Origin of the sequence: Luteimonas sp. TWI662 (assembly GCF_039673825.1) — a bacterium.
GTDB lineage: Bacteria > Pseudomonadota > Gammaproteobacteria > Xanthomonadales > Xanthomonadaceae > Luteimonas.
This window is the reverse complement of the sequence record NZ_JBDJMI010000025.1, coordinates 1-22,441: the sequence shown is the minus strand read 5'-3', so window position 1 is coordinate 22,441 and position 22,441 is coordinate 1. Positions and strand designations below refer to the sequence as shown.

Sequence of the window (22,441 nt, the reverse complement as noted above, 5' to 3'; positions counted from 1 at the left end):
TCAGCCGAGATACTCGACGCTGACGATGTCGTAATCGCGGGTACCGCCAGGCGCGTCGATACTGATGCTGTCGCCTTCGTGCTTGCCGATCAACGCACGTGCGACCGGCGATGAAATCGCGATCAGGCCCTGCTTGATGTCGGCTTCGAGGTCGCCGACGATCTGATAGCGCTTCTCTTCGTCGGTCTGCGCATCGGCGATCACCACCGTCGCGCCGAACACCACCTTGTCGCCGGCATTGAGCTTGGCGACATCGATGACATCGGCATGCGACAGCTCGCTCTCGAGCTGCTTGATCCGGCCCTCGATGAAGCTCTGCTGCTCGCGCGCGGCGTGATACTCGGCGTTCTCCTTCAGGTCGCCGTGCGCGCGCGCCTCGGCGATCGCATCGATGACCGCCGGCCGCTTGACCGACTTCAGCTCCTCGAGTTCCTCGCGCAGGCGCTGCGCGCCGCGCGTGGTCATGGGTGCCCTCATGGCGTCCCTCCTGTGCTTGGGTTGGATGGCGACGCGCCGCCGTCGAGCCGCGCGTGCAGGTCCTGCAGGGCCCACACCGGGCCGCTGCCGCGATAGTCCAGCGAGTGCAGCAGTGCGCGGGCGCCGGCCACCGTGGTCGAGTACGTGACCCGGTGCTGCAGCGCCTCGCGACGGATCGAGAACGAGTCGGAGATCGCCTGCTTGCCTTCGGTGGTGTTGACGATGTACGCGATCTCGCCGTTCTTGATCAGATCGACGATGTGCGGGCGGCCCTCGACCACTTTGTTGACCTGCTCGCAGGCGATGTCGTGCTCGCGCAGCCACTTGGCGGTGCCGGCGGTGGCGACGATCGCATAGCCCTTGGCCGCCAGATCACGGGCGACCGGCAGTACGCGCTTCTTGTCCGGGTCTCGCACCGAGACGAAGACCTTGCCGCTGGTGGGCGGGGTGCGGATGCTGGCCGCCTCCTGCGCGCGCGCGAACGCCGCGCCGAAGCTCTCGCCCACGCCCATGACCTCGCCGGTCGAGCGCATCTCCGGTCCGAGGATCGGGTCGACGTTCTGGAACTTGGCGAACGGGAAGATCGCTTCCTTGACCGAGTAGTACGACGGCACGATCTCGGTCGTGGCCCCCTGCTCGGCCAATGTCTTGCCGGCCATGCAGCGCGCCGAGATCTTGGCCAGCGGCAGCCCGATCGCCTTGGACACGAACGGCACCGTGCGCGAGGCGCGCGGATTGACCTCAAGCAGGAAGATCGTCTCCACGCCCGCATCGTCGGTCTGCACCGCGAACTGGGTGTTCATCAGGCCGACGACCTTCAGCTTGCGGGCCAGCGCCGCGACCTGCTCGCGCAGGCGCGCCTGCACGTCGCTCGACAGCGAGTACGGCGGCAGTGAACACGACGAGTCGCCCGAGTGCACGCCAGCTTCCTCGATGTGCTCCATGACGCCGCCGATCAGCACATTGCCTTCACGATCGGCGATCACATCGATGTCGACCTCGACCGCATTGTCGAGGAAGCGGTCGAGCAGCACCGGCGAATCGTTCGAGACCTTGACCGCGTCGCGCATGTAGCGCGCCAGGTCGGCATCGGCGTGCACGACCTCCATCGCCCGGCCGCCGAGCACGTAGCTCGGCCGCACGACCAGCGGGTAGCCGATCTCGCGCGCCAGCACCAGCGCCTCCTCGGGATTGCGCGCGGTGCGGTTGGGCGGCTGCTTGAGGCCGAGCTCGTCGACCAGCTTCTGGAACCGCTCGCGGTCCTCGGCCAGGTCGATCGAGTCGGGCGAGGTGCCGATGATCGGCACGCCATTGGCCTCGAGCGCGCGCGCCAGCTTGAGCGGCGTCTGCCCACCGTACTGCACGATCACGCCCTTGGGCTTCTCGATCTCGACGATCTCCAGCACGTCCTCGAGCGTCAGCGGCTCGAAGTACAGACGATCGGAGGTGTCGTAGTCGGTGGAAACGGTCTCGGGATTGCAGTTGACCATGATCGTCTCATAGCCGTCCTCGCGCAGTGCGAGGGCGGCATGGACGCAGCAATAGTCGAACTCGATGCCCTGCCCGATCCGGTTCGGCCCGCCGCCGAGCACGATGATCTTCTCGCGGCCGCTGGGATTGGCCTCGCACTCGTCCTCGTAGGTGGAGTACAGATAGGCGGTGTCGGTCGCGAACTCGGCCGCGCACGAGTCGACGCGCTTGTAGACCGGGCGCACGCCGAACGCGCGACGCAGCGCGCGCACGGCCTGCTCGTCGGTGCCCAGCAACTGCGCCAGGCGCGCATCGGAAAAGCCCATGCGCTTGAGCGCGCGCAGCCGACGCTGGTCGAGCGCGTCGATGCCGTTCGCCGCGACCTCGCGTTCGGTTGCGATGATCTCCTCGATCTGGTCCAGGAACCACGGATCGACGTACGACAGCGCGTGCACGTCCTCGACCGACAGGCCGGCGCGGAATGCGTCGGCCAGGTAGAACAAGCGCTCGGGGCCCGGCTCGCGGACTTCGCGGCGCAGCGTCGCCAGGTCGCCCTCGTCACTGAGGTCCAGGCCGGTCGGATCGAAGCCGACCTTGCCGGTCTCAAGACCCCGCAGCGCCTTGTGCATCGACTCCTGGAACGTGCGGCCCATCGCCATGACCTCGCCGACCGACTTCATCTGCGTCGTCAGCCGGGCATCGGCGGTGGGAAACTTCTCGAACGCGAAACGCGGGATCTTGGTGACGACATAGTCGATCGACGGCTCAAACGAGGCCGGCGTCTTGCCGCCGGTGATCTCGTTCTTCAGTTCGTCGAGCGTGTAGCCGACCGCCAGCTTGGCCGCGACCTTGGCGATCGGGAAGCCGGTCGCCTTGGAGGCGAGCGCCGAGGAGCGCGACACGCGCGGGTTCATCTCGATCACCACCACGCGACCGGTCGTGGGGCTGATACCGAACTGCACGTTCGAGCCGCCGGTGTCGACGCCGATCTTGCGCAGCACTGCGATCGATGCGTTGCGCAGGCGCTGGTACTCCTTGTCGGTGAGCGTCTGCGCCGGCGCGACGGTGATGCTGTCGCCGGTGTGCACGCCCATCGGATCGAGGTTCTCGATCGAGCACACGATGATGCAGTTGTCCGCGGTGTCGCGGACCACCTCCATCTCGAACTCCTTCCAGCCCAGCACCGATTCCTCGACCAGCACCTCGCCGACCGGCGACAGTTCGAGGCCACGCTTGATGATCTCCTCGAATTCCTCCCGGTTGTAGGCAATGCCGCCGCCCGAGCCGCCGAGCGTGAAGCTGGGCCGGATGATCGTCGGATAGCCGACCTTGGCCTGGATCTCGATCGCCTGCTCGAAGGTGCGCGCGACCTCGGCCTTCGGGCACTCCAGGCCGATCTCCTGCATCGCCACCCGGAACAGCTCGCGGTCCTCGGCCATGCGGATGGCTTCGCGCTTGGCGCCGATCAGCTCCACGCCGTACTTGTCGAGCACACCGTTGTCGGCCAGGTCGAGCGCGCAGTTGAGCGCGGTCTGCCCGCCCATCGTCGGCAGCAGCGCGTCGGGCTTTTCCTTGGCGATGATCTTCTCGACCGTCTGCAAGTTGATCGGCTCGATGTAGACCGCGTCCGCGGTCTCCGGGTCGGTCATGATCGTGGCCGGGTTGGAGTTCACCAGCACCACGCGGTAGCCCTCCTCGCGCAATGCCTTGCAGGCCTGGGCGCCGGAGTAGTCGAACTCGCAGGCCTGTCCGATGACGATCGGCCCGGCGCCGATGATCAGGATGGTCTTGATGTCGGAACGCTTGGGCATGTCAACGCGCCTCCATCAGCGCTACGAACTGGTCGAAGAGCGGCGCCACGTCGTGCGGCCCCGGCGACGCCTCGGGATGTCCCTGGAACGAGAAGGCCGGCGCATCTGTCAGCGCGATGCCCTGGTTGGTGCCGTCGAACAGCGAGCGGTGGGTCACGCGCACGTTGGCCGGCAGCGTCGATTCGTCGACCGCGAAGCCGTGGTTCTGCGAGGTGATCATCACCCGGCCGCCATCGACGGCCTGCACCGGATGGTTCGCACCATGATGGCCATGCGGCATCTTCATGGTCTGCGCGCCGGCCGCGAGCGCCAGCAGCTGGTGGCCCAGACAGATGCCGAAGGTCGGCACCTTCTTCTCGACGAAGGTGCGGATCGCCTCGATTGCGTAGTCGCACGGTGCCGGATCGCCCGGGCCGTTGGACAGGAACACGCCGTCGGGCGCCAGCGCGAGCACCTCGCTGGCCGGCGTCTGCGCCGGCACCACCGTCAGCGCGCAGCCGCGCTCGGCGAGCATGCGCAGAATGTTGTGCTTGACGCCGTAGTCGTAGGCCACGACCTTGAACTTCGGCGGCGCCGACACGAACGCGTTCGCGTCCAGGTCGAGCTGGCCATCCGACCACGCGTAGCGTTCGGCCGTACTGACCACCTTCGCCAGGTCCATGCCCTTCAGGCCCGGGAACTTGCGCGCGGCCTCGAGCGCCTGCTCCACGTTCACCTCGCCGGCCATCAGCGCGCCGTTCATCGCGCCGCGGTCGCGCAGCAGACGCGTCAGCTTGCGGGTGTCGATGCCGGCGATCGCGACGATGCCGCGTGCGCGCAGCCACTCGGGCAGCGCCACCTGGCTACGCCAGTTGCTCGGACGGCGCGGCACGTCGCGCACGATCAGCCCGGCGGCCCACACCCGATTGGCCTCATCGTCCTGGTCGGTGCAGCCGGTATTGCCGATGTGCGGATAGGTCAGCGTCACCAGCTGGCGCGCATACGACGGATCGGTGAGCACTTCCTGGTAGCCGGTCATTGCGGTGTTGAACACCGTTTCGCCGACCGACAGGCCAGGAGCGCCCACGGAAACGCCCTCGAACACGGTGCCGTCTTCAAGGACGAGAATTGCGGAATCTGTCACGTGGTCTTCGCCTACGTCAGGTTGCAGGAAACCGCCAGAGCGGCGGCAGCCGGTCCGGAGGCGAGAGGTTCAGGCGAGCGAGAATTGTACCGACGCCGGCCCCGCTGCGCCAGCGCGGCGAACGCGACCGGTCACGTCGCGGTCGTCTCGCCTGCCCCGAGGAGCTCGGCGATCGCATAACGGCGCGGCGCGCGCCCGGCCAGCCGCGCCGCCACATGCAACGCGCCGGCCGCGAAGATGTCGCGATCGCCGGCCCGGTGGACGAGCTCGATGCGCTCGCCGCGGGTCGTGAACTGCACCAGGTGCTCGCCGACGATGTCACCGGCCCGGATCGAGGCGTAGCGCGGGCGGGCGCCCTGCCCTTCGGCGGCCGCGCCCAGCGTCAACGCGGTCCCCGACGGCGCATCGAGCTTGCGCGTGTGATGCGACTCGACGATGTCGCAGTCCCAGCCCGGCAGCATCGCCGCCGCGCGCGCGACCAGGTCCTGCAGGACCGCGACCCCGAGGCTGAAGTTCGACGCCCACAGCACCGGGATCCGTGCCGCGGCGGCGTCCAGAGCGGCGCGCTGCGCCTCCGACAGCCCGGTGGTGCCCGAGACCAGCGCCGCACCACGTCGCTCGCACAGCGCCAGCAACGCATCGAAGCCTGCCGGCAGGCTGAAGTCGATGGCGACATCGAAGGTCGGCGCCCCACCGAGCTCGGCGGCGCCGAAATACGGCACACCGCCGATCACCCGCTGGCGCGGCGCGCTGCCCGACACCGCCGCCACGACGGCCACTTCGTCACACGACGCGGCCAAGCGCAGCACGGCCTGCCCCATCCGGCCGGATGCGCCATGCACCAGCACCCGGACAGGCGCGCTCATCGGGCCACCGCCATACACAGCAGCGGGGTCGAAACGGCAAGACGATCGGGGCGCGTTCTCATGTCCGCATTCTAGCGTCGAGGTGGCAGTGCGGTCGGCCGTCCCGGGAGGAAACGGCCACGCACCGTTTCCGGGACTGAGCGTTCCACCAACAAGCCAGGTGCTGCACCTCGCGCGGGGCCTGAGGCGCTGCCGACGCAAACCGCTGCGCAGGTCAAGTCCGAGCTTGCCCTGCCCAGGCGATGCATGGCGATTTTTTCGCCACCATCATCGCGCCGCGCCAATCGAGGGCCGCCGCCGCTTATCCACATCTTTGTGACCAGGCCATCCACACCGGCTGTGGACGACCGCGACCGGAGGCGACCTGGCGCGGTCGTCAAGTCGCGAACACGTCGCCACGCTCGCCCACCCCGAGGCGACAACAGGCGATGCATCCGCGGCTGCGCGGGTCAAGCCCGGATTTTTCGGCGGCCCGCCTGGGTGGCGAAAATTTCACCAACCAAAATCCCCCCGCCTGCAAAGCGGCCGCGCGATGCTTATCCACATCTTTGTGACCAGACGATCCACATCGCTTGTGGATGACCGCTCTGGATGCCGCGATCGCGGTGTCGTCAAGAGGGCGAGGGGCACACGCCCCGCCTTCGGTTCGATCGCAACCCCGTGTCTGCAATGCCATCGATCGGTGCGTTGGATCGTCATATCGCGCAGCTGCGGACACGCCGTCCGGCGCGCAGGCGATGCGCGTGGTGTGCAGACAGATCCGATTGCGCGAAGCAAGCCCTGCGTTGGGCCGTGGATCAGCATGTGGCGATTAAATGACCAGCCAACAACACACGCGATCGCAAGCGGGTCGGCGCGGCTTATCCACATGTTTGTCGTCATGCCATCCACATCGGCTGTGGATACCGATCGGGCTAGTCAGCGCGCACCCAACCGTCAAGCGGCCTCCCGCTTGAGACCAGCGCATCATGCGGCGACCCGATGGCCTGTTGCCAGCAAAGACTGGGGCCGGCAGGACCCGCCGAGCGATACGCCGTCAGCGGCGGTCGGCGTCTCGGCAACCGGACGGCAAGGCGGGTCGGCGGCCCGCGCCTTGCTGAAGACGCCATGGCCCGTTCGCGCGCTCCCTCCCGTCCCGCCGCCATCGCGCTGCGGGACGCTGGCGCCGATCTCGTGCCCGGATCACTGGACGATGCCGATGTCCTGGCATCGGCGATGGCGGGCGCGCATGGCGTCTTCAGTGTGATGCCGGCCGATCTGTCGGCCGAGAACGAGGTGCGGCATGGGCCGCAGGTTGCCGATCTGGCGGCAGCGCACGAGGTCGCTCACTTCGTCTACTCGTCGGGTGCGAGCGTCGGCGACGTACCGACCGGGGTGGCGCGCTTCGACGCCAAACCGCGGATCGAGGCCCACATCCGCGCATTGCCCCTTGCGGCCACCATCGTGCGGCCGACGATCCTCTTGGACATGCTGGTGCGCCCCGGCGCTGGGCTCGACCAGGGGCGAGGGTGTCGCTGATCCACCGCGCGCATCCGATCCAGCTCATCGCGATGCAGGACCTCGGCAAGATCGTCGCCGCCCTGTTCGGCGACAGGACAAGATTCGCCGGCAAGACGTTGAAGATCGCCAGCGATCGGGCGACAGGTCGGGCGTTGGAGGCGGCGTTCTCGCACGCTGCCGGCAGACCCATCGCCTATGCGCGATTCCCGGACGAGGTCCTGGCGGCCAATGCCGACCTGGCACACATGGCCGCGAGTCTGGAGAACGGCCCGCTCGCAGACCGCGTCGATCTCGATCTGATGCGCGCCCTCAATCCCGAACGCGTCTCGCTGCGTGCCTGGCCATCAGGCGCGGGGCGCGCGCAACTCGACAACGTCCTGCGCGGCGGTCCTGCGCGCGCGACGCGATCAGGACGTCATGCGCTCCCAGAACCCCTTGACGCCGTCCATGAAGGTGCTCGACTTGGGCGAATGCCGGCGTGCGTTCTCCGTGGTGAACGTCGCCTCGAAGCGTTGCAGCAGATCGCGCTGGTCGGCGGTGAGATTGACCGGCGTTTCGACGAAGATCTTGCAATACAGATCGCCGACCGAGCGGCTGCGCACCGACTTGACCCCTTTGTCGCGCAGGCGGAACACCTTGCCGGTCTGGGTCTCGGCCGGAATGCGGATCTCGGCCTCGCCCCCGAGCGTGGGCACGCGGACCGTGTCGCCGAGCGCGGCCTGCGAGATGCGGATCGGCACCTCGCAGTGCAGGTCGTCGCCGTCGCGCACGAAGATGTCGTGCGGCCGCACCCGCACTTCCACATACAGGTCGCCGGGCGGCGCACCGGCCGGACCGGCCTCGCCTTCGCCCGACAGCCGAATGCGATCGCCCGAATCGACGCCGGCAGGGATCTTCACCGACAGCACCTTCTCGTCTTCGACCCGACCGGCACCGCGACACGTCTTGCAGGGATTGGCGATGACCTGGCCGTGCCCGCCGCAATGCGGGCAGGCCTGCTGCATCGTGAAGGGCCCGCGCTGCATGCGCACCTGACCGCGACCGGCGCAGGTCGAGCAGGTCTCGCGCTTGCCGTCCTCCGAGCCGCTCCCGTTGCAGTCGTCGCACCCGGTCAACGTCGGCAGCTCGATGCGCTTCTCGACACCGGCGACCGCCTCCTCGAGATCGAGCTCCATCACATAGCCCACGTCGGCACCGCGACGCGGGCCGCTGCGTCCGCCGCCGCCGAAGATGTTGCCGAAGATGTCGCCGAAAATATCGCCCATGTCCGGCCCGAACCCCGGCCCGGCATTGCCGCCGCCCATGCCGTGCTCGAACGCCGCATGTCCGTGCTGATCGTACATCCGGCGCTTGCCGCCATCCGAGAGCACCTCGTAGGCCTCCTTGCACTCCTTGAACGCAGCCTCGGCGGCGGCATCTCCCGGGTTGCGGTCGGGATGGTGCTTCATCGCGCAGCGGCGATACGCCTTCTTCAGCTCGTCTTCGCTGGCGGTGCGGGAGACGCCAAGGACGTCGTAGTAGTCGCGTTTGCTCATGAGGCCGTGATTCGTAATGCGTGATGGGTGATGCGAAGCGTCAGCGCGTGAGCGCGTGAGAAAGAAGCGGAGCCGAGCTCCGCTTCTTTCGATCACGCATCACGACGCCAGCGATTACGCCTTCTTCTCGTCGTCCTTGACCTCGGTGAACTCGGCATCGACCACGTCGTCGGACTTGGGCGCATCGCCCTGCCCGCCGACATCGCCACCGCCCTGCTGGCCGGCCGCGGCAGCGGCGGCGAACAGCTGCTGAGAGACTTCCTCGAGCTTCTTGGACTTGGCCTCGATCTGCGCCTTGTCGTCGCCCTTCATCGCGGTCTCGACCTCGGCGATCGCAGCCTCGGCATTGCCGATCACATCGCCGGGGACCTTGTCGCCGTTGTCCTTGATCGCGCTGCGGGTCGCGTGCACCAGCGCATCGGCCTGGTTGCGCGCGGCGACCAACTCCTGGAACTTGCGGTCGTCCTCGCGGTGCGCCTCGGCATCGGCGACCATCCGCTGGATCTCGTCATCCGACAGGCCCGAACCGGCTTTGATCTCGACCTTCTGCTCCTTGCCGGTCTTCTTGTCCTTGGCCGACACGTGCAGGATGCCGTTGGCATCGATGTCGAACGACACCTCCACCTGCGGCATGCCGCGCGGCGCCGGGTCGATGCCGGTCAGGTCGAAGCGCGCCAGCGACTTGTTGAAGCGGGCCTGCTCGCGCTCGCCCTGCAGCACGTGCACGGTCACGGCCGACTGGTTGTCGTCGGCGGTGGAGAAGGTCTGCGAAGCCTTGGTCGGGATCGTGGTGTTCTTTTCGATGATCTTGGTGAACACGCCGCCCAGGGTCTCGATGCCCAGGCTCAGCGGGGTCACGTCGAGCAGCAGCACGTCCTTGACGTCGCCGGCCAGCACGCCACCCTGCACCGCCGCACCGATCGCGACCGCCTCGTCGGGGTTCACGTCCTTGCGCGGCTCCTTGCCGAAGAAGTCGGCAACGGCCTGCTGCACCTTGGGCATGCGGGTCTGGCCGCCGACGAGGATGACCTCGTTGACGTCGGACGCGCGCAGGCCGGCATCGTTGAGCGCGATGCGGCAGGGCTCGATCGAACGCTTGATCAGGTCCTCGACCAGCGCTTCGAGCTTGGCGCGGGTCAGCTTGATGTTCAGGTGCTTCGGACCCGAGGCGTCGGCGGTGACGTAGGGCAGGTTGACCTCGGTCTGCTGCGACGACGACAGCTCGATCTTGGCGCGCTCGGCCGCATCCTTCAGGCGCTGCAGCGCCAGCGGATCCTTGCGCAGATCGATCCCCTGATCCTTCTGGAACTCCTCGACCAGATAATCGATGACGCGGGCATCGAAGTCCTCGCCGCCGAGGAACGTGTCGCCGTTGGTGGCCAGCACCTCGAACTGCTTCTCGCCGTCGACTTCCGCGATCTCGATGATCGACACGTCGAACGTGCCGCCGCCCAGGTCGTAGACCGCGACCTTGCGGTCGCCGCCGCTCTTGTCCAGGCCATAGGCCAGCGCGGCCGCGGTCGGCTCGTTGATGATGCGCTTGACGTCGAGGCCGGCGATACGGCCGGCGTCCTTGGTCGCCTGGCGCTGGCTGTCGTTGAAGTACGCCGGCACCGTGATCACCGCCTCGGTGACCTTCTCGCCCAGGTAGTCCTCGGCGGTCTTCTTCATCTTCTCGAGGATGCGCGCCGAGACTTCCTGCGCCGACAGCTTCCTGTCGTCGCTGGTCGCGACCCAGGCATCGCCGTTGTCGTGCTCGAGGATCTTGTAGGGGACCAGGCCGATGTCCTTCTGGACCTCGGCGTCCTTGAACTTGCGGCCGATCAGGCGCTTGACCGCGAAGAACGTGTTGTGGGGGTTGGTGACGGCCTGGCGCTTGGCGGAGGCGCCGACCAGCACCTCGCCGTCCTTGGTATAGGCGACGATCGACGGCGTGGTGCGGTCGCCTTCGCTGTTTTCGATGACCTTGGCCTTGCCGCCGTCCATGATCGCCACGCACGAGTTGGTCGTGCCGAGATCGATGCCGATGATCTTTGCCATTGCAATGCTTCCTCTAGGAAATGTCGTTGTGCGGGGACGGCGGCGTGGCCGTCGATGCGGGGTATCTGGGGGCGCGCAACACAGCGTTCAAGCGGTGTGACGCGCGATGGCGCGGCGCGCGCTCAGTCGGCCTTGGCGACCACCACCATCGCCGGGCGCAGCAGGCGCTCGTTGAGCAGGTAGCCCTTCTGGAAGACCTGGGCGACCGCGCCCGGCGGCACGCCCGGCACCTCGACGATGCTCATCGCCTGGTGCTGCTCGGGGTCGAAGGCGTCGCCGGCCGCCGGGGCGACCACGCGCAGGCCATTGCTCTCGGTCGCCTTGACCAGTTCGCGCAGGGTGAGTTCGACGCCGGCGCGCAGCGGATCATTCTCCGGCGCACTCGCCAAGCCGGCCTCGAGCGCATCGAACACCGGCACCAGCGACGAGAGCAAGCGCTCATTGGCGAACCGGCGTGCGGTCTCGATCTCGCGCGCCAGGCGCTTGCGCTGGTTTTCCAGGTCGGCGCGCTCGAGCAGGCTCTGTGCGCGCACCTGCTCGAGTTCGGCCTTCAGCAGCTCGACCTGTTCGGTCAGCTGGGCCTCGACCGGCGTGGCCTGGTCGTCGGACTCGTGGATTTCGGGGTGCTGCGTCTCGTGCTGTTCCTGGGTCATGTCCGGTTCCGGGGCGGGCGTCTGGCCGCCGACCCGCCCAGCTATGGGGCTGGCCGCCGCGGTTTCAAGCCACGGCCGGGGAATTTGGCGCGTCGCGCCTGGCGGCTCAGGCCGCGTCGGGCGTACGGCCCGCGGCGCCCTCGCCCGCCGACGGGTGAGCACCGAGCGCGGCGCCCAGCAAGTCCGCGGTCGCCTGCACCACCGGAATCACCCGGTCGTAGGCCATGCGGGTCGGGCCGATCACCCCCAATACGCCGAGTGTCCGTCCGCCCGCCGCGTACGGCGCGGTGACCAGCGACACGCCCTCCAGCGGCGCCAGGCCGGTTTCCTCGCCAATGAAGATGCGCACGCCCGGCGCGTGCAGGGTGCGCTCGAGCAACTGCAGGATCTCGCGCTTGCGGGAAAACGCCTCGAACAATTCGCGTAGCCGGTCCAGGTCCGAGAGGTCCTGCACCCCGATCAGCCGGTTCTGCCCGGCCAGCACCATATCCTCGTCGGCCGGCACCAAGGCCTGCTCGGCCAGCTCCATCGTCTGCGCGAGCAACGCTTCCATCTCGTCGCGGGCATGGCGCAGCTCTTCGACCAGCGTCGCCCGCACCGCGGCCATCGGCCGGCCGGCGCAATGCTGGTTGAGGTAGTTGGCCACGCGCTCGAGCTCAGCGGCGTCGAAGCTGCGCCGGGTCTGGAAGATCCGGTTCTGCACTTCGTGGTCGGCGAAGACGATGATCGCCATGACCCGCTGACCGTCGAGCGGCACGAAATCGATGTGCCGGAACGCCAGTTGCTCGCGCCGCGGCACCGAGACCACCCCGACGAAGCGCGTCATCGCCGAGACCAGTTCCGAGGCGCTGCCCAGCAGCGACTGGTGCCCGCCGGCCCCGGTCAGCTCCCCGCGCAAGCGCAGCAGCTCCTGCTCGCGCAGCGGCTTGACCTGGAGCAGCGAATCGACGAACACCCGGTAGCCCTGCGCGGTGGGCACGCGCCCGGCCGAGGTGTGCGGGGAGCTGAGCAGCCCGGCCTCCTCCAGGTCGGCCAGGATGTTGCGGATCGTCGCCGGGCTCACGTCCAGCCCGGCATGCCGGGCGAGCGTCTGCGAACCGACCGGCTCGCCGTCGCGGATATGCCGCCCGATCAGCGTGCGCAGCAGCTGGCGGGCGCGCGGATCCAGCGGATGGCGGACATCGGACGACATGCGGGCGGTATACGGCGCCGCCGCCACCGATGCAAGCGCGGTCTTAGCCGATGAGACGCGCAGGGGCTATCAAGCCGCCGCTACACGACCGCAGGCTGCCAAGGCACAATTCCACCGATGCTCACCCACCTTGCCATCCGCAACTTCGCCGTCGCCACCGCCACCGACCTTGAGTTCGGACCGGGGTTGACCGTCATCTCCGGCGAGACCGGTGCCGGCAAGTCGCTGCTGGTCGATGCGCTGGGCTTCCTGTCCGGCCAGCGCGCCGACAGCGGCATCGTCCGCCACGGCGCCGAGCGCGCCGAGCTGCACGCCGAGTTCGCGCTGGACGATGCCGCCCCGGCGCTGCGCTGGCTGCGCGACAACGAGTTCGACGAAGGCGCCACCTGCCAGTTGCGCCGCACGCTGCGCGCCGACGGCGGCTCGCGGGCCTGGATCAACGGCCGCCCGGCGACGATCGCCCAGCTCTCCGAGCTCGCCGGACGTCTGGTCGAGATCCACGGCCAACATGAACACCAGGCGCTGCTGGCGCGCGGCAGCCAGTTGGCGCTGCTCGATGCCCAGGCCGGCAATGGCACCCTGCTGGCCGCGGTCCGCGGCGCCGCCCAAGACTGGCGCGCGTTGCAGGGCGAGCGCGAGGCGCTGATCGGTATCGGCGATGTCGGCGAGCGCCGCGACTGGCTGCGCCATCAGCTCGACGAACTGGAAGGCGAGCGGCTCGAGCCCGAGGCGATCGCCGACCTGCACGCTGCCCACCGCCGCCATGCGAACGCGGCGGGCCTGATCCAGACCTGCGACGCGGCGCTGGCGCGGATGAGCGGCGAGGATGCGGTCGGCCTGCCGCAGGCCCTGCACGCGCTGCGCCACGACCTGGGCCGCATGCGCGCCCATGAGCCCCGTCTGGGCGAGGTCGATGCGATGCTCGACGCCGCCTCGATCCAGCTCGACGAGGCCACCCGCCTGCTCGGGCAGGTCCGCGACGACCTCGATATCGACCCGGCCGAGCTCGAGTTGCTCGAGCAACGTCTGGGCCGGCTGCACGACCTGGCGCGCAAGCACCGGGTCACACCCGAGGAGCTGGGCGAGGTCCGGCAGCGGCTGGCCAGCGAACTCGAGCAGCTCGACGGCGCCGGCGAACGTCTGGCGCGCCTGGACGACGAGATCGACGCCGCACTCGCGCGCTGGCGCACCGCCGCCGACCGCCTGGGCGCAGCCCGCCGCAAGGCCGGCAAGGCGCTATCGAAGGCGACGACCGCCCTGATCCACGAGCTCGGCATGGGCGGCGGGACGTTCGACATTGCATTCGAGCCGGTCGAGCACGACCGGCCCGACCCCCAGGGCGCCGAGCGCATCGAATTCATGGTCTCGGCCAACGCGGGCCAGCCACCACGGCCGCTGCGCCGGGTGGCCTCGGGCGGCGAGCTGTCGCGGATCTCGCTGGCGATCGAGGTCGCGGCGCTGGGCCACGACGCGGTGCCGACGATGGTCTTCGACGAGGTCGACTCGGGCATCGGCGGCGCAGTCGCCGACATCGTCGGCCACAAGCTGCGCGCCCTGGGCGCGAGCCGCCAGGTGCTGTGCGTGACCCACCTGCCCCAGGTCGCCTCCAAGGGGCATGCGCACTATCGGGTCCACAAGGTCACCAGCGGCGGCGCGACCGAAAGCCGCGTCAGCCTGCTCGAGGCCGACGCCCGGACCGAGGAACTGGCGCGCATGCTCGGCGGCGTCGAGGTCAGCAGCGAAGCCCGCGCCGCCGCCCGCAAGCTGCTGCAGGGCATGGTCTGACGGGACGGACCTGCGCCCCAAGTTCCGCCCCAAGAACGCATGCACACCTGGCATGCCATCGACCGGCGACATGCGGCACCAACACCGACCATCGCCGGTGGCGCGGTAATCGGGTTCGGACGTCTCAGCGCTTCTTGCGGACGTACAGCACCAGCGAGTGGTCCTCGAGATGGTAGCCGTAGCGCTCGGCGATCTCGTGCTGCAGCTTCTCGATCTCGGCGCTTTCGAACTCGATGATCTTGCCGGTGTCCACGTCCACCATGTGGTCGTGGTGGCCGCCGCGGTCGAGTTCATACACCGCGTGCCCGCCCTCGAAATTGTGCTTGAGCACCAGGCCGGCGGCCTCGAACTGGGTGAGCACCCGATACACCGTCGCCAGTCCGATCTCGTCGCCCTGCTCGAGCAACTGCCGGTAGATGTCCTCGGCGGTCAGGTGCTGGCGCGGCGTGCGCTGCTCCAGCAGGTCCAGGATCCGCATGCGCGGGTGAGTGACTTTCAGTCCTGCCTTGCGCAGGTCGAGCGATTCCATGAAGTGTCTCCGAGTACAGGCCGGCATTCACTGGCGGTTGAACGCCGGCTGCCTGAATCGCGGTGGCGGCGTGGGCGCAGTGTATCATCGGCCCGGTCTCCGCAGCCCCGGCCCGTGCCCTCCGCCATGCAGAAAGTCATTCTCGTCTCGGCCCTCGTCCTGGCCACCAGCGGCTGCGCCCTGGTCTACAAGCAGCCGATTTACCAGGGCAGCCTGATCGAGCAGTCCGCGGTCGAACAGTTGCAGGTGGGCATGGGCAAGCCACAGGTCGAGGCGCTGTTGGGCTCGCCCGCGATCGCAGACCCGTTCCACCACCAACGCTGGGACTACACCGCCACCCAGCGGGTCGGCCGCAGTGGTCAGACCGAGGTGAAGAACTTCACGGTCTACTTCGAGAACGACCAGCTCGCGCGCTGGGAAGGCGACTACTTCCCCAACCGCGACCAGGAGCTGGCCGCGGAGATGCGCAAGTTCGGCAACCTGCCCAAGGAGCGCGGCAAGCGCCGCTGACGGACGCCTCAGTCTGCGTCGCGCTTCGCCGCGCGGCGCCTGCGTGCCTCTTTCGGATCCACTTGCAATGCACGCAGCAGCTCCAGCCGATCGCCGTCCGCCAGACGCGCACGGGTGTCCACGCGCACGCCGTACACCGCATAGCCGGCAATGCCGTCCAGCACCGCGGGATCTGGCAGCGCGGACAGCGCCATCGCGACATCGGCGCCGTCGGGTAGCGTGAGCGTCCAACTGCGGTGCGCACGGGGCTGCGCGTCGACGACCTCGATCCGCATCGTCGCGCTCAGCCGGCCGGCTCGCGCTCGGCGACCCGGATGAAGTCGTTGACCATGCGATCGGCGAGCCCGCGGAAACCCAGCGTGAGCGCCGGCAGCATCAAGCGGCTGCTCGGCTCGAACTCCAGCGACAGCGACACCTTGCACGAGCTGGAATCCAGCGCCCGGAACGTCCAGCGCCCGTGCAGCGACTTGAACGGGCCGTCCCGCAACTGCATGTCGATGGCATCGGGCGGCGAGAGCGTGTTCTCGGTCGTGAACCAGGTCCGCAACGCACCCAGGCCCAGATCCAGCCGGGCGACGATGCGGTCCTCACCCGATTCAATGACCTGCGCCGAATCGCACCAGGCGAAGCGGCGCGGATAGGCGGCAATATCGTTGACCAGCGCGAACATGCGCTCGGCCGGTTGCCCGACAAGGGCGCTACGTTCGATCTTGGGCATGACTCGCCTGGAGGACGTGCTTCGAGGACAATGCGGGAATGAGCAAGAAAAGCGGCAAGGCCAAGGATAAAGCAAACAGCACCGGCACCATCGCGCTGAACAAGCGCGCGCGCCACGAATACCATCTCGAGGACCGCTACGAGGCCGGCCTGGCGCTGCAGGGCTGGGAGCTCAAGGCCATCCGCGCCGGGCGCGCCAACATCGGCGAGAGCTACGCCGTCATCCGCCACGGCGAACTGTTCCTGTTCGGCGCCCAGATCACCCCACTGATCCAGGCGTCCACGCACGTCGTCGCCGACGCCCATCGCACGCGCAAGCTGCTGTTGCACCGGCGCGAGATCGATGTGCTCGTCGGCCGCGTGCAACGCGACGGCTACACCGTCGTGCCGACCGCGCTGTACTGGAAGGGCAACAAGATCAAGGCCGAGATCGCGCTGGCCAAGGGCAAGCAGAAGCACGACAAGCGCGAGACCGAGCGCGAGCGTGACTGGGCCCGCGACAAGCAGCGGCTGCTGCGCCGGCACAACAAGGACGCCTGACCAGCCGATGCCTCAGCGCGGTGACGGCTCGGTCGCGCGCGCCAGCGTGAAACGGAACGTCGCGCCCTGCCCCGGCGCACCTTCGGCCGAGATCGTGCCGCCATGGCGCTCGACGATGCGCTTGACCGACGCCAAGCCCACGCCGTGCCCCTTATATTCGTCCTCGCGGTGCAGCCGCTGGAACGGGCGGAATAGCTTGCCGGCGTAGTCCGCGTTGAACCCCGCGCCGTTGTCGCGCACGAAGAACGCCCCGTCGGCGCCGCGGCCGAACTCGATCCTGGCATCGGCGGTATCGGCGGTGAACTTCCACGCGTTGCCGAGCAGGTTCTGCAAGAGGTTGCGTACCAATGCCACATCGCCCTCGGCGGTCAGCCCCGGCGCGATGACGACCTCGACCTGGCGCGACGGCTCGGCATGGCGCAATTCGGCCACCACCTCCTCCGCCAGACGGCTCAAGTCCAGCGGGCTGCGCTTGAACTCGCCGCGGCTGATGCGCGACATCTTCAGCAACGCATCGATCAGCGCATCCATCCGCGCGGCCGCATTGCGCACCCGCGCCAGGTAGTCCTGCCCCTGCGCATCGATCGCACCGCCGTAGCGCTCGGCCAGGATCCGCCCGAAGCCGTCAATGCTGCGCAGCGGCGCACGCAGGTCGTGCGAGACGATATAGGCGAACGACTCGAGTTCGTGGTTGGCCTGGGTGAGTTCCCGGGTCCGCTGCTCCACGCGCGATTCGAGCGTGCGGTTGAGCGCGTGCACCTGCGCCTCGGCGCGCAAACGCTCGGTCACGTCGTCGACCTGCACCAACCGCGTGACCTCGCTGTCGGACTCGCCCAGCACCAATGTCGAGGCCAGGTGCACCTGGCGGATATCGCCATCGCACCGGCGCAGGCGCCGGGTACTGCGATGCACCCCCTCGCGCAGCGCCTGCATCTCCTGGGTCCGCGTGACCTGGTCCTGCGCGTCGACAAAGTACTCACTCAGCCGCGTTCCGGTCATCGCCGCCTGCTCCAGACCCGCGATCTGCGCCATCGCCGGATTCGTCTCGACAATGGTGCCATTGCGGTCCAGCAACACCATGCCGGTCGCCGAATAGCGCATCGCATTGCGGAATCGCTGCTCGCTGCGACGGTAGGAATCGCTGAGCCGACGTGCCAGGAATTCCGCACGCGACTGCGTCCTGGCCAGCGTCAGCACCACCGCGAACAGCAGCAACGAGGCCAGCACCCCGGTCACCAGCGTGGTCTGGAGCTCGCGCATGCCGCCCGACGTCAACGGCCCGAGGTGCTGGAAGTCGTAACGCCAGGTACGGCCATACACCGTCTGGGTCAGTGAATGGAGCACCCGCCCCGAGGGGTCGGCGTCGAAGTTGCGCGTCTGCAGCACGGGCGCCTCTGCGCCATCGGTCACATCCACGATGCGGAACGCCGTATGGAGACCACTGCTCACGCCGGACCGGTCGATGAAATCCGCAGACCGGAAGGAGGCGAACACCCAGCCGATCAGCGCGTTCTCGCGCGCGGCCGGCGTCTCCGGGAACCGCGCAGTCCGGTACACCGGCCCGAACATCAACACGCCCGGCCCGCCGTCGGCGGCCATCGGACGCAGCAGCATCGGCGCGCTCAGGCGGACCTGTCCGCTGTCGCGGGCGGCCTCCATCGCCGCCCGACGCAACGGCTCACTGTACTGGTCATAGCCGATCATCGTGCGCGACCCCGGATTCTCGGGTTCGAAATAGACGATCGCGCCGTACTTATCGCGTGCGCCGCGCGGCGTGACCAGGAACAGGCCCTCGCCCTGCGCCCGGCGACGCAGCTGCAGCTCGGCCAGTCCACGCGGGTCCACATAGGCGACGTAGCCCAGCCCCACCATGCCCGGCAACTGCCGGGCGATGTCCAGGCCCTCGACATAGCCGCGCCACTGCCGCGTGGTCGGCATGTCCGCCGCCGCACTGTGCAGCGCCACCCCGCCCCGGATACTCAGTTCGTACTGCAGCAGGCGCTGGCGGACCGCATCGGCCAGGCGTTCGGCCTCGGCCACGAAGCTGCCCTCGGCCAAGCGCCGCTCGCGCTCGCTCGCATTGCGTGCATACAGCGCCACCATCAGCAGCGCGCCGAGCAGCACCAACCCCGCGAGCCCATACCCACGGCGCAGACGCGCCCGCAGGGACGCGGGGCTAAAGCGTTGAAAAGGCGAAGATCCAGCCATCGCGACAGGATAACGGCCTGGCGAGGCGAAGGCAGCGCCCCTAGGCCAGACAACCCGGCGTAGACAGGAAACTGCCGGGGAGGGCCGGGGTCCCGGGACTGTCCGACCGGCCGAACACGCCAGCTGCATGGCCCCCCGATCCCAACCGCGCTGAGCGCGGAACCGCACCGACCGGGCGCACGCCGGCTGCTAGCCTGGCAGCCCCAAGGGGCGCTGGACGCGGCCCCTGGCTTCAAGAGCCCTCAATGCACCGCTTCTCCATCGAAATCGATGCCATCGGCGATCAGGAGTCGGATCTGCTCGAATGCCTGACCCGGATCGACCTGCAGCAGCCATTGGATCCCGACGCCTCATCGCTCGTCGACCGACTCATCGACAGCGGCCTGGTCGATCGGGCGCCCAATGGCCAATTGGCGTTGACACTGGCCGGCATCGATCGCTGCAAATCGCTCCACCTGCGGGTCTCCTCCGACCGCGCAGCCCGTGGCGTGCTCGATGCGCGTGGGCGGCGCGGCTCCTAGACCGACATGCCACGACGCGCAACCCAATGCATGCCGAATGAACTAGGATTGGGCTTGCCATGTCGGCCGAGAAGGAGCAATGGAATGAAGAAATCGTCTGTCCGCACAATAGCTGCATTCGCGCTGTTGTTTTCAGTTGGCGCCGTCTCAGCAAGTGCGGTCTATGAGGTTTGGGGACATGGGGCGACTTGGGAGCAGGCCCGCAACGATGCCCGTGCAAAGGGTGTCCAACTGTGCGTCAGTGAAGGCTACTCGGGCGCGACATTCGAGGAGGTACAGACATACGACTCTGGCGGCGGGTCCATCACTTACGGGCTCGCAGAGTGCTACTGAACGGATCGCCTAGCCAGTATCGATAACGATACGGATAAAAAAGGCCGGGAAGCGCGTCGCAACGCGTTTTCCCGGCCTTCTGTGGTCTTGTGGAGACCGATTTTTGGTGGAGGTGGCGGGAGTCGAACCCGCGTCCGAAGGCACTCCATCCCCGGTACTACATGCTTAGCACACCGTTGGATCTCGCCCCGGAACAGCACGGTGCGCGAAGCGCATCCCGGGACCAGCCTGTCAGTTCAACCACGGCAGACAGGCGGCCGCCGCGGCTGGTTCCTGTGATGATGACCCTACATCCACGAGCACAGGCACAAGTGGGTTCGGGGCTTACGCCTTAAGCGGCGAGAGCGTAGTTGTCGTCGTTGGCAACTAAAAGTTTGCCGCTGGATTTACGAGGAAAGCTGCCCCCTCGGCATGCACCAGGTAATTTCGCGACCCCCGTCGAAGCCATGGCACCCCCGGGAAATCAGAACTTACGCTGATGCACGCAGTATAGGGGCGCCGTGTTGCGATGCAAGCGCACTGCGCCGATACGCGACGGCAAGTTCATCGGCCAATCCGACCGCCTCGCGCACAACGCAATCGTTCCAACTATGAGAATTGTCATCGGCTATAACGTCGCATCGTTCGATCTGTGCTGTTAGCATGCGCGTCCCCTTGGGGAGTAGCCGGCTTCCGCACTGCGGAAGCGCCCGCGTCAACACACTCGGTCCATTGCGATCGTGGCGCGTGCAACCAGTCCAGGTTGGCGAGACCAGCGGTGTACCGGCATCACGCGGGTTGGGCGTGCCGGCATGCCGTCGTCGCGCTTGCCCGGCCCCGATCGATGCTCACGATGTCCTTGAGTTCTATCCTTCTGATCGGTTTCGCCATGTCGACCGACGCCTTCGCCGCCGCTGTCGGCAAGGGGGCGGCGATGCGACGCCCCCGCTTCCTCGAGGCGCTGCGCGCCGGTGTGATCTTCGGCACGATCGAGGCGCTTACGCCCGTGATCGGCTGGGCTCTGGGCCTGGCTGCGGCCGCCTATGTCACCGCCTGGGACCACTGGATCGCCTTCGCGCTGCTGGGCCTGCTCGGCGCGCGCATGATCCGCGCCGGCCTGCGCAAGGACGCCGAGACCGAGGCCGTCGACCCACCTGCGCGCCACGGCTTCTGGAATCTTGCCGCAACGGGCTTCGCCACCAGCATCGACGCGATGGCTGTCGGCGTGGGCCTGGCCTTCCTCGACGTCAACATCGCCGTGGTGGCCACCGTCATCGGCATCTGTACGCTGGTCATGGTGACCACCGGCATCATGCTCGGACGCGTCCTGGGCGCGCTTGCCGGCAAGCGCGCCGAGATCATCGGCGGATTGATCCTGATCGGCATCGGTGCGGCCATCCTCTATGAGCACCTCGGCGGTGGCGGCGGCCTGCCTGCGTTATAGGCCCGCCGCGTCATCCCTGCGCGCGGGCAGCGAGCCCGGGGCGTCCGGTTCACGGCAGCCACACGACGGCTCTCCGAAGCTCGAATGATCGCCAGCCGGAGCGTCCTCGATGAAAGTCCGCCGCGTCTACAGCACCGATTCCCTGCCCGCCGCGCAGACCGCCATCCGCGAGGTGCGCGACGCAGGCATCGAAGACGATGCCATTTCGGTGATTGCCCGGTCGGACATCGAACTCGAAAGCGTGCCCGAGCATCAGAAAGAGGCGCCCACCGACTTCAAGCACGCCGCGATGCGCGGGGCCGGCCTGGGCGGCGCGACGGGCCTGATCGCAGGCTTGGTGGCGGTCGCCGTGCCCCCGCTGGGTCTCACGCTTGCTGGCGTCGCCTTGACCACGCTGGGCGGTGCGGCTGTGGGCACCTGGGCGTCGTCGCTGGTCGGCGCCTCCCTGCCCGATCCGGTGCGGCGCACGTTCGAGGACGAGATCGAGGCAGGCCGCATCCTGATCGTCATCGATGGTGAAGGCGATGCGCTCGCGCGTGCCGAGGCTGCGCTGCAGGCCGCGGGTGCACGGCATCTGCCGTATGAGGACGCGTCGGCGTTGAGTTGAGGGCGGGAAGATTGGCGGAGAGAGTGGGATCGGATCAACTCTGACCTAACCCACTGATCTCAATGCAGAACTCAAATCAGGATGTGTCCTGTTTTGTGTCCCGTGATGATAGCGAGCCTCGTGCTGCATGGCTGTTGCGACTGTTTTGATGGTTGGCATGCAGTCATGTGGCGGCCCAAGTGTCAAAACGTCGAGCGTTTTTGACTAATTCTCACAAATGTGAATTGGGGCTCGTTTTCAGGCATTGCGAAAGCTTCCAGAGATGCTTCGCTGCAAGGGTCACTCCTTCTAATTTCCGGATTCCCCATGCCTCATGACCCACAAACCCAAATCGCCAGTCGGATTCTCGCTGGCCACATCGAAAATGCTCGCCGCCTCCCGGCCTCAGAACGCTCCGCTGACATCAAGCTGGCGTGGGAGCTTGCGGGTGAGCTGCTCCAACACCGCGCCGCTCAGTCGCCCTGGCTAGACCACTCGCCACCAGAAGGCAGGGCGGTCTCAAGAATCAAGTGCAACACGTGATTTGAAGTCGATGATTTCCCTCTCCATCACCTGGGCTGGTGTTGCCCAGCCGAGCGTCTTGCGCGGTCGCCCGTTCATC

General features: G+C 67.8%; 19 protein-coding genes and 1 other RNA gene. 7 read left to right on the top strand and 13 right to left on the bottom strand.

The window, feature by feature from the left end:
- The 4 genes from greA to dapB form a co-directional block, all read right to left on the bottom strand.
- Positions 1-477, bottom strand: coding sequence for a transcription elongation factor GreA (gene greA, locus ABE488_RS14910; RefSeq protein ID WP_183426838.1), 477 nt, complete (start codon positions 475-477; stop codon positions 1-3).
- Positions 474-3,758, bottom strand: coding sequence for a carbamoyl-phosphate synthase large subunit (gene carB / locus ABE488_RS14905; protein WP_346449153.1), 3,285 nt, complete (start codon positions 3,756-3,758; stop codon positions 474-476). Before carB ends, greA begins: the two co-directional genes overlap by 4 nt.
- 1 nt (position 3,759) lies before the next feature.
- Positions 3,760-4,881 carry a glutamine-hydrolyzing carbamoyl-phosphate synthase small subunit gene (gene carA, locus ABE488_RS14900; RefSeq protein WP_346449152.1) on the bottom strand — a complete coding sequence of 374 codons (1,122 nt, stop codon included), beginning with the start codon at positions 4,879-4,881 and terminating at the stop codon, positions 3,760-3,762.
- Positions 4,882-5,012: 131 nt separating this feature from the next.
- Entirely contained in the window at positions 5,013-5,747 is a 735-nt protein-coding gene (gene dapB, locus ABE488_RS14895; protein WP_346444899.1) for a 4-hydroxy-tetrahydrodipicolinate reductase, read from the bottom strand.
- Positions 5,748-6,854: 1,107 nt separating this feature from the next.
- On the opposite strand from dapB, the gene ABE488_RS14890 reads away from it, so the two are divergent.
- Complete coding sequence (locus ABE488_RS14890; RefSeq protein ID WP_346449150.1) at positions 6,855-7,265, top strand: NmrA family NAD(P)-binding protein; 411 nt, start codon at positions 6,855-6,857, stop codon at positions 7,263-7,265.
- A gap of 389 nt (positions 7,266-7,654) precedes the next feature.
- On the opposite strand, the gene dnaJ is transcribed toward ABE488_RS14890, so the two are convergent.
- From dnaJ to hrcA, 4 genes are all read right to left on the bottom strand, one after another.
- Complete coding sequence (gene dnaJ, locus ABE488_RS14885; protein WP_346449149.1) at positions 7,655-8,782, bottom strand: molecular chaperone DnaJ; 1,128 nt, start codon at positions 8,780-8,782, stop codon at positions 7,655-7,657.
- A 114-nt stretch (positions 8,783-8,896) separates the two neighbouring features.
- The gene (gene dnaK / locus ABE488_RS14880) at positions 8,897-10,822 is read right to left on the bottom strand and encodes a molecular chaperone DnaK (RefSeq protein WP_346444904.1); all 1,926 of its coding nucleotides are present in this window, start codon (positions 10,820-10,822) and stop codon (positions 8,897-8,899) included.
- 122 nt (positions 10,823-10,944) lie between these two features.
- On the bottom strand, positions 10,945-11,475 hold the full coding sequence (grpE, locus tag ABE488_RS14875) for a nucleotide exchange factor GrpE (protein ID WP_346444906.1): 531 nt from the start codon (positions 11,473-11,475) through the stop codon (positions 10,945-10,947).
- Between the two features lie 106 nt (positions 11,476-11,581).
- A complete protein-coding gene (gene hrcA, locus ABE488_RS14870; protein ID WP_346444908.1) occupies positions 11,582-12,667 on the bottom strand; it encodes a heat-inducible transcriptional repressor HrcA in 1,086 nt (361 codons plus the stop codon).
- Between the two features lie 117 nt (positions 12,668-12,784).
- Here hrcA and recN point away from each other — a divergent pair, with 117 nt between their 5' ends.
- Positions 12,785-14,452 (top strand): DNA repair protein RecN, encoded by a 1,668-nt coding sequence (gene recN, locus ABE488_RS14865; protein WP_346444910.1) that lies wholly within the window; start codon positions 12,785-12,787, stop codon positions 14,450-14,452.
- A gap of 124 nt (positions 14,453-14,576) precedes the next feature.
- On the opposite strand, the gene fur is transcribed toward recN, so the two are convergent.
- Positions 14,577-14,981, bottom strand: a complete 405-nt coding sequence (fur, locus tag ABE488_RS14860; RefSeq protein WP_241946076.1) for a ferric iron uptake transcriptional regulator — start codon at positions 14,979-14,981, stop codon at positions 14,577-14,579.
- A 126-nt stretch (positions 14,982-15,107) separates the two neighbouring features.
- Between fur and bamE the strand changes: the two genes are divergently transcribed.
- A complete protein-coding gene (gene bamE / locus ABE488_RS14855) occupies positions 15,108-15,491 on the top strand; it encodes an outer membrane protein assembly factor BamE (RefSeq protein ID WP_346444912.1) in 384 nt (127 codons plus the stop codon).
- 8 nt (positions 15,492-15,499) lie between these two features.
- Here the strand turns inward: bamE and ABE488_RS14850 are convergent, their stop codons facing one another.
- Both ABE488_RS14850 and ABE488_RS14845 read right to left on the bottom strand, forming a co-directional pair.
- Complete coding sequence (locus ABE488_RS14850; RefSeq protein WP_346444927.1) at positions 15,500-15,778, bottom strand: RnfH family protein; 279 nt, start codon at positions 15,776-15,778, stop codon at positions 15,500-15,502.
- A complete protein-coding gene (locus ABE488_RS14845) occupies positions 15,775-16,209 on the bottom strand; it encodes an SRPBCC family protein (RefSeq protein ID WP_346444914.1) in 435 nt (144 codons plus the stop codon). Before ABE488_RS14845 ends, ABE488_RS14850 begins: the two co-directional genes overlap by 4 nt.
- A 38-nt stretch (positions 16,210-16,247) precedes the next feature.
- Here ABE488_RS14845 and smpB point away from each other — a divergent pair, with 38 nt between their 5' ends.
- Complete coding sequence (gene smpB / locus ABE488_RS14840) at positions 16,248-16,748, top strand: SsrA-binding protein SmpB (RefSeq protein ID WP_047135116.1); 501 nt, start codon at positions 16,248-16,250, stop codon at positions 16,746-16,748.
- A gap of 12 nt (positions 16,749-16,760) precedes the next feature.
- On the opposite strand, the gene ABE488_RS14835 is transcribed toward smpB, so the two are convergent.
- A complete protein-coding gene (locus ABE488_RS14835) occupies positions 16,761-18,956 on the bottom strand; it encodes a CHASE domain-containing protein (RefSeq protein ID WP_346449147.1) in 2,196 nt (731 codons plus the stop codon).
- A 245-nt stretch (positions 18,957-19,201) separates the two neighbouring features.
- Here ABE488_RS14835 and ABE488_RS14830 point away from each other — a divergent pair, with 245 nt between their 5' ends.
- A complete protein-coding gene (locus tag ABE488_RS14830; protein ID WP_346444917.1) occupies positions 19,202-19,477 on the top strand; it encodes a hypothetical protein in 276 nt (91 codons plus the stop codon).
- Positions 19,478-19,914: 437 nt separating this feature from the next.
- On the opposite strand, the gene ssrA is transcribed toward ABE488_RS14830, so the two are convergent.
- Positions 19,915-20,267, bottom strand: a transfer-messenger RNA (tmRNA) gene (gene ssrA / locus ABE488_RS14825).
- A gap of 375 nt (positions 20,268-20,642) precedes the next feature.
- Here ssrA and mntP point away from each other — a divergent pair.
- Both mntP and ABE488_RS14815 read left to right on the top strand, forming a co-directional pair.
- The gene (gene mntP / locus ABE488_RS14820) at positions 20,643-21,233 is read left to right on the top strand and encodes a manganese efflux pump MntP (protein WP_346449193.1); all 591 of its coding nucleotides are present in this window, start codon (positions 20,643-20,645) and stop codon (positions 21,231-21,233) included.
- Positions 21,234-21,342: 109 nt separating this feature from the next.
- Positions 21,343-21,840: a hypothetical protein gene (locus ABE488_RS14815; RefSeq protein WP_346444919.1), complete on the top strand. Its 498-nt coding sequence runs from the start codon at positions 21,343-21,345 to the stop codon at positions 21,838-21,840.
- Positions 21,841-22,441 lie beyond the last annotated feature (601 nt).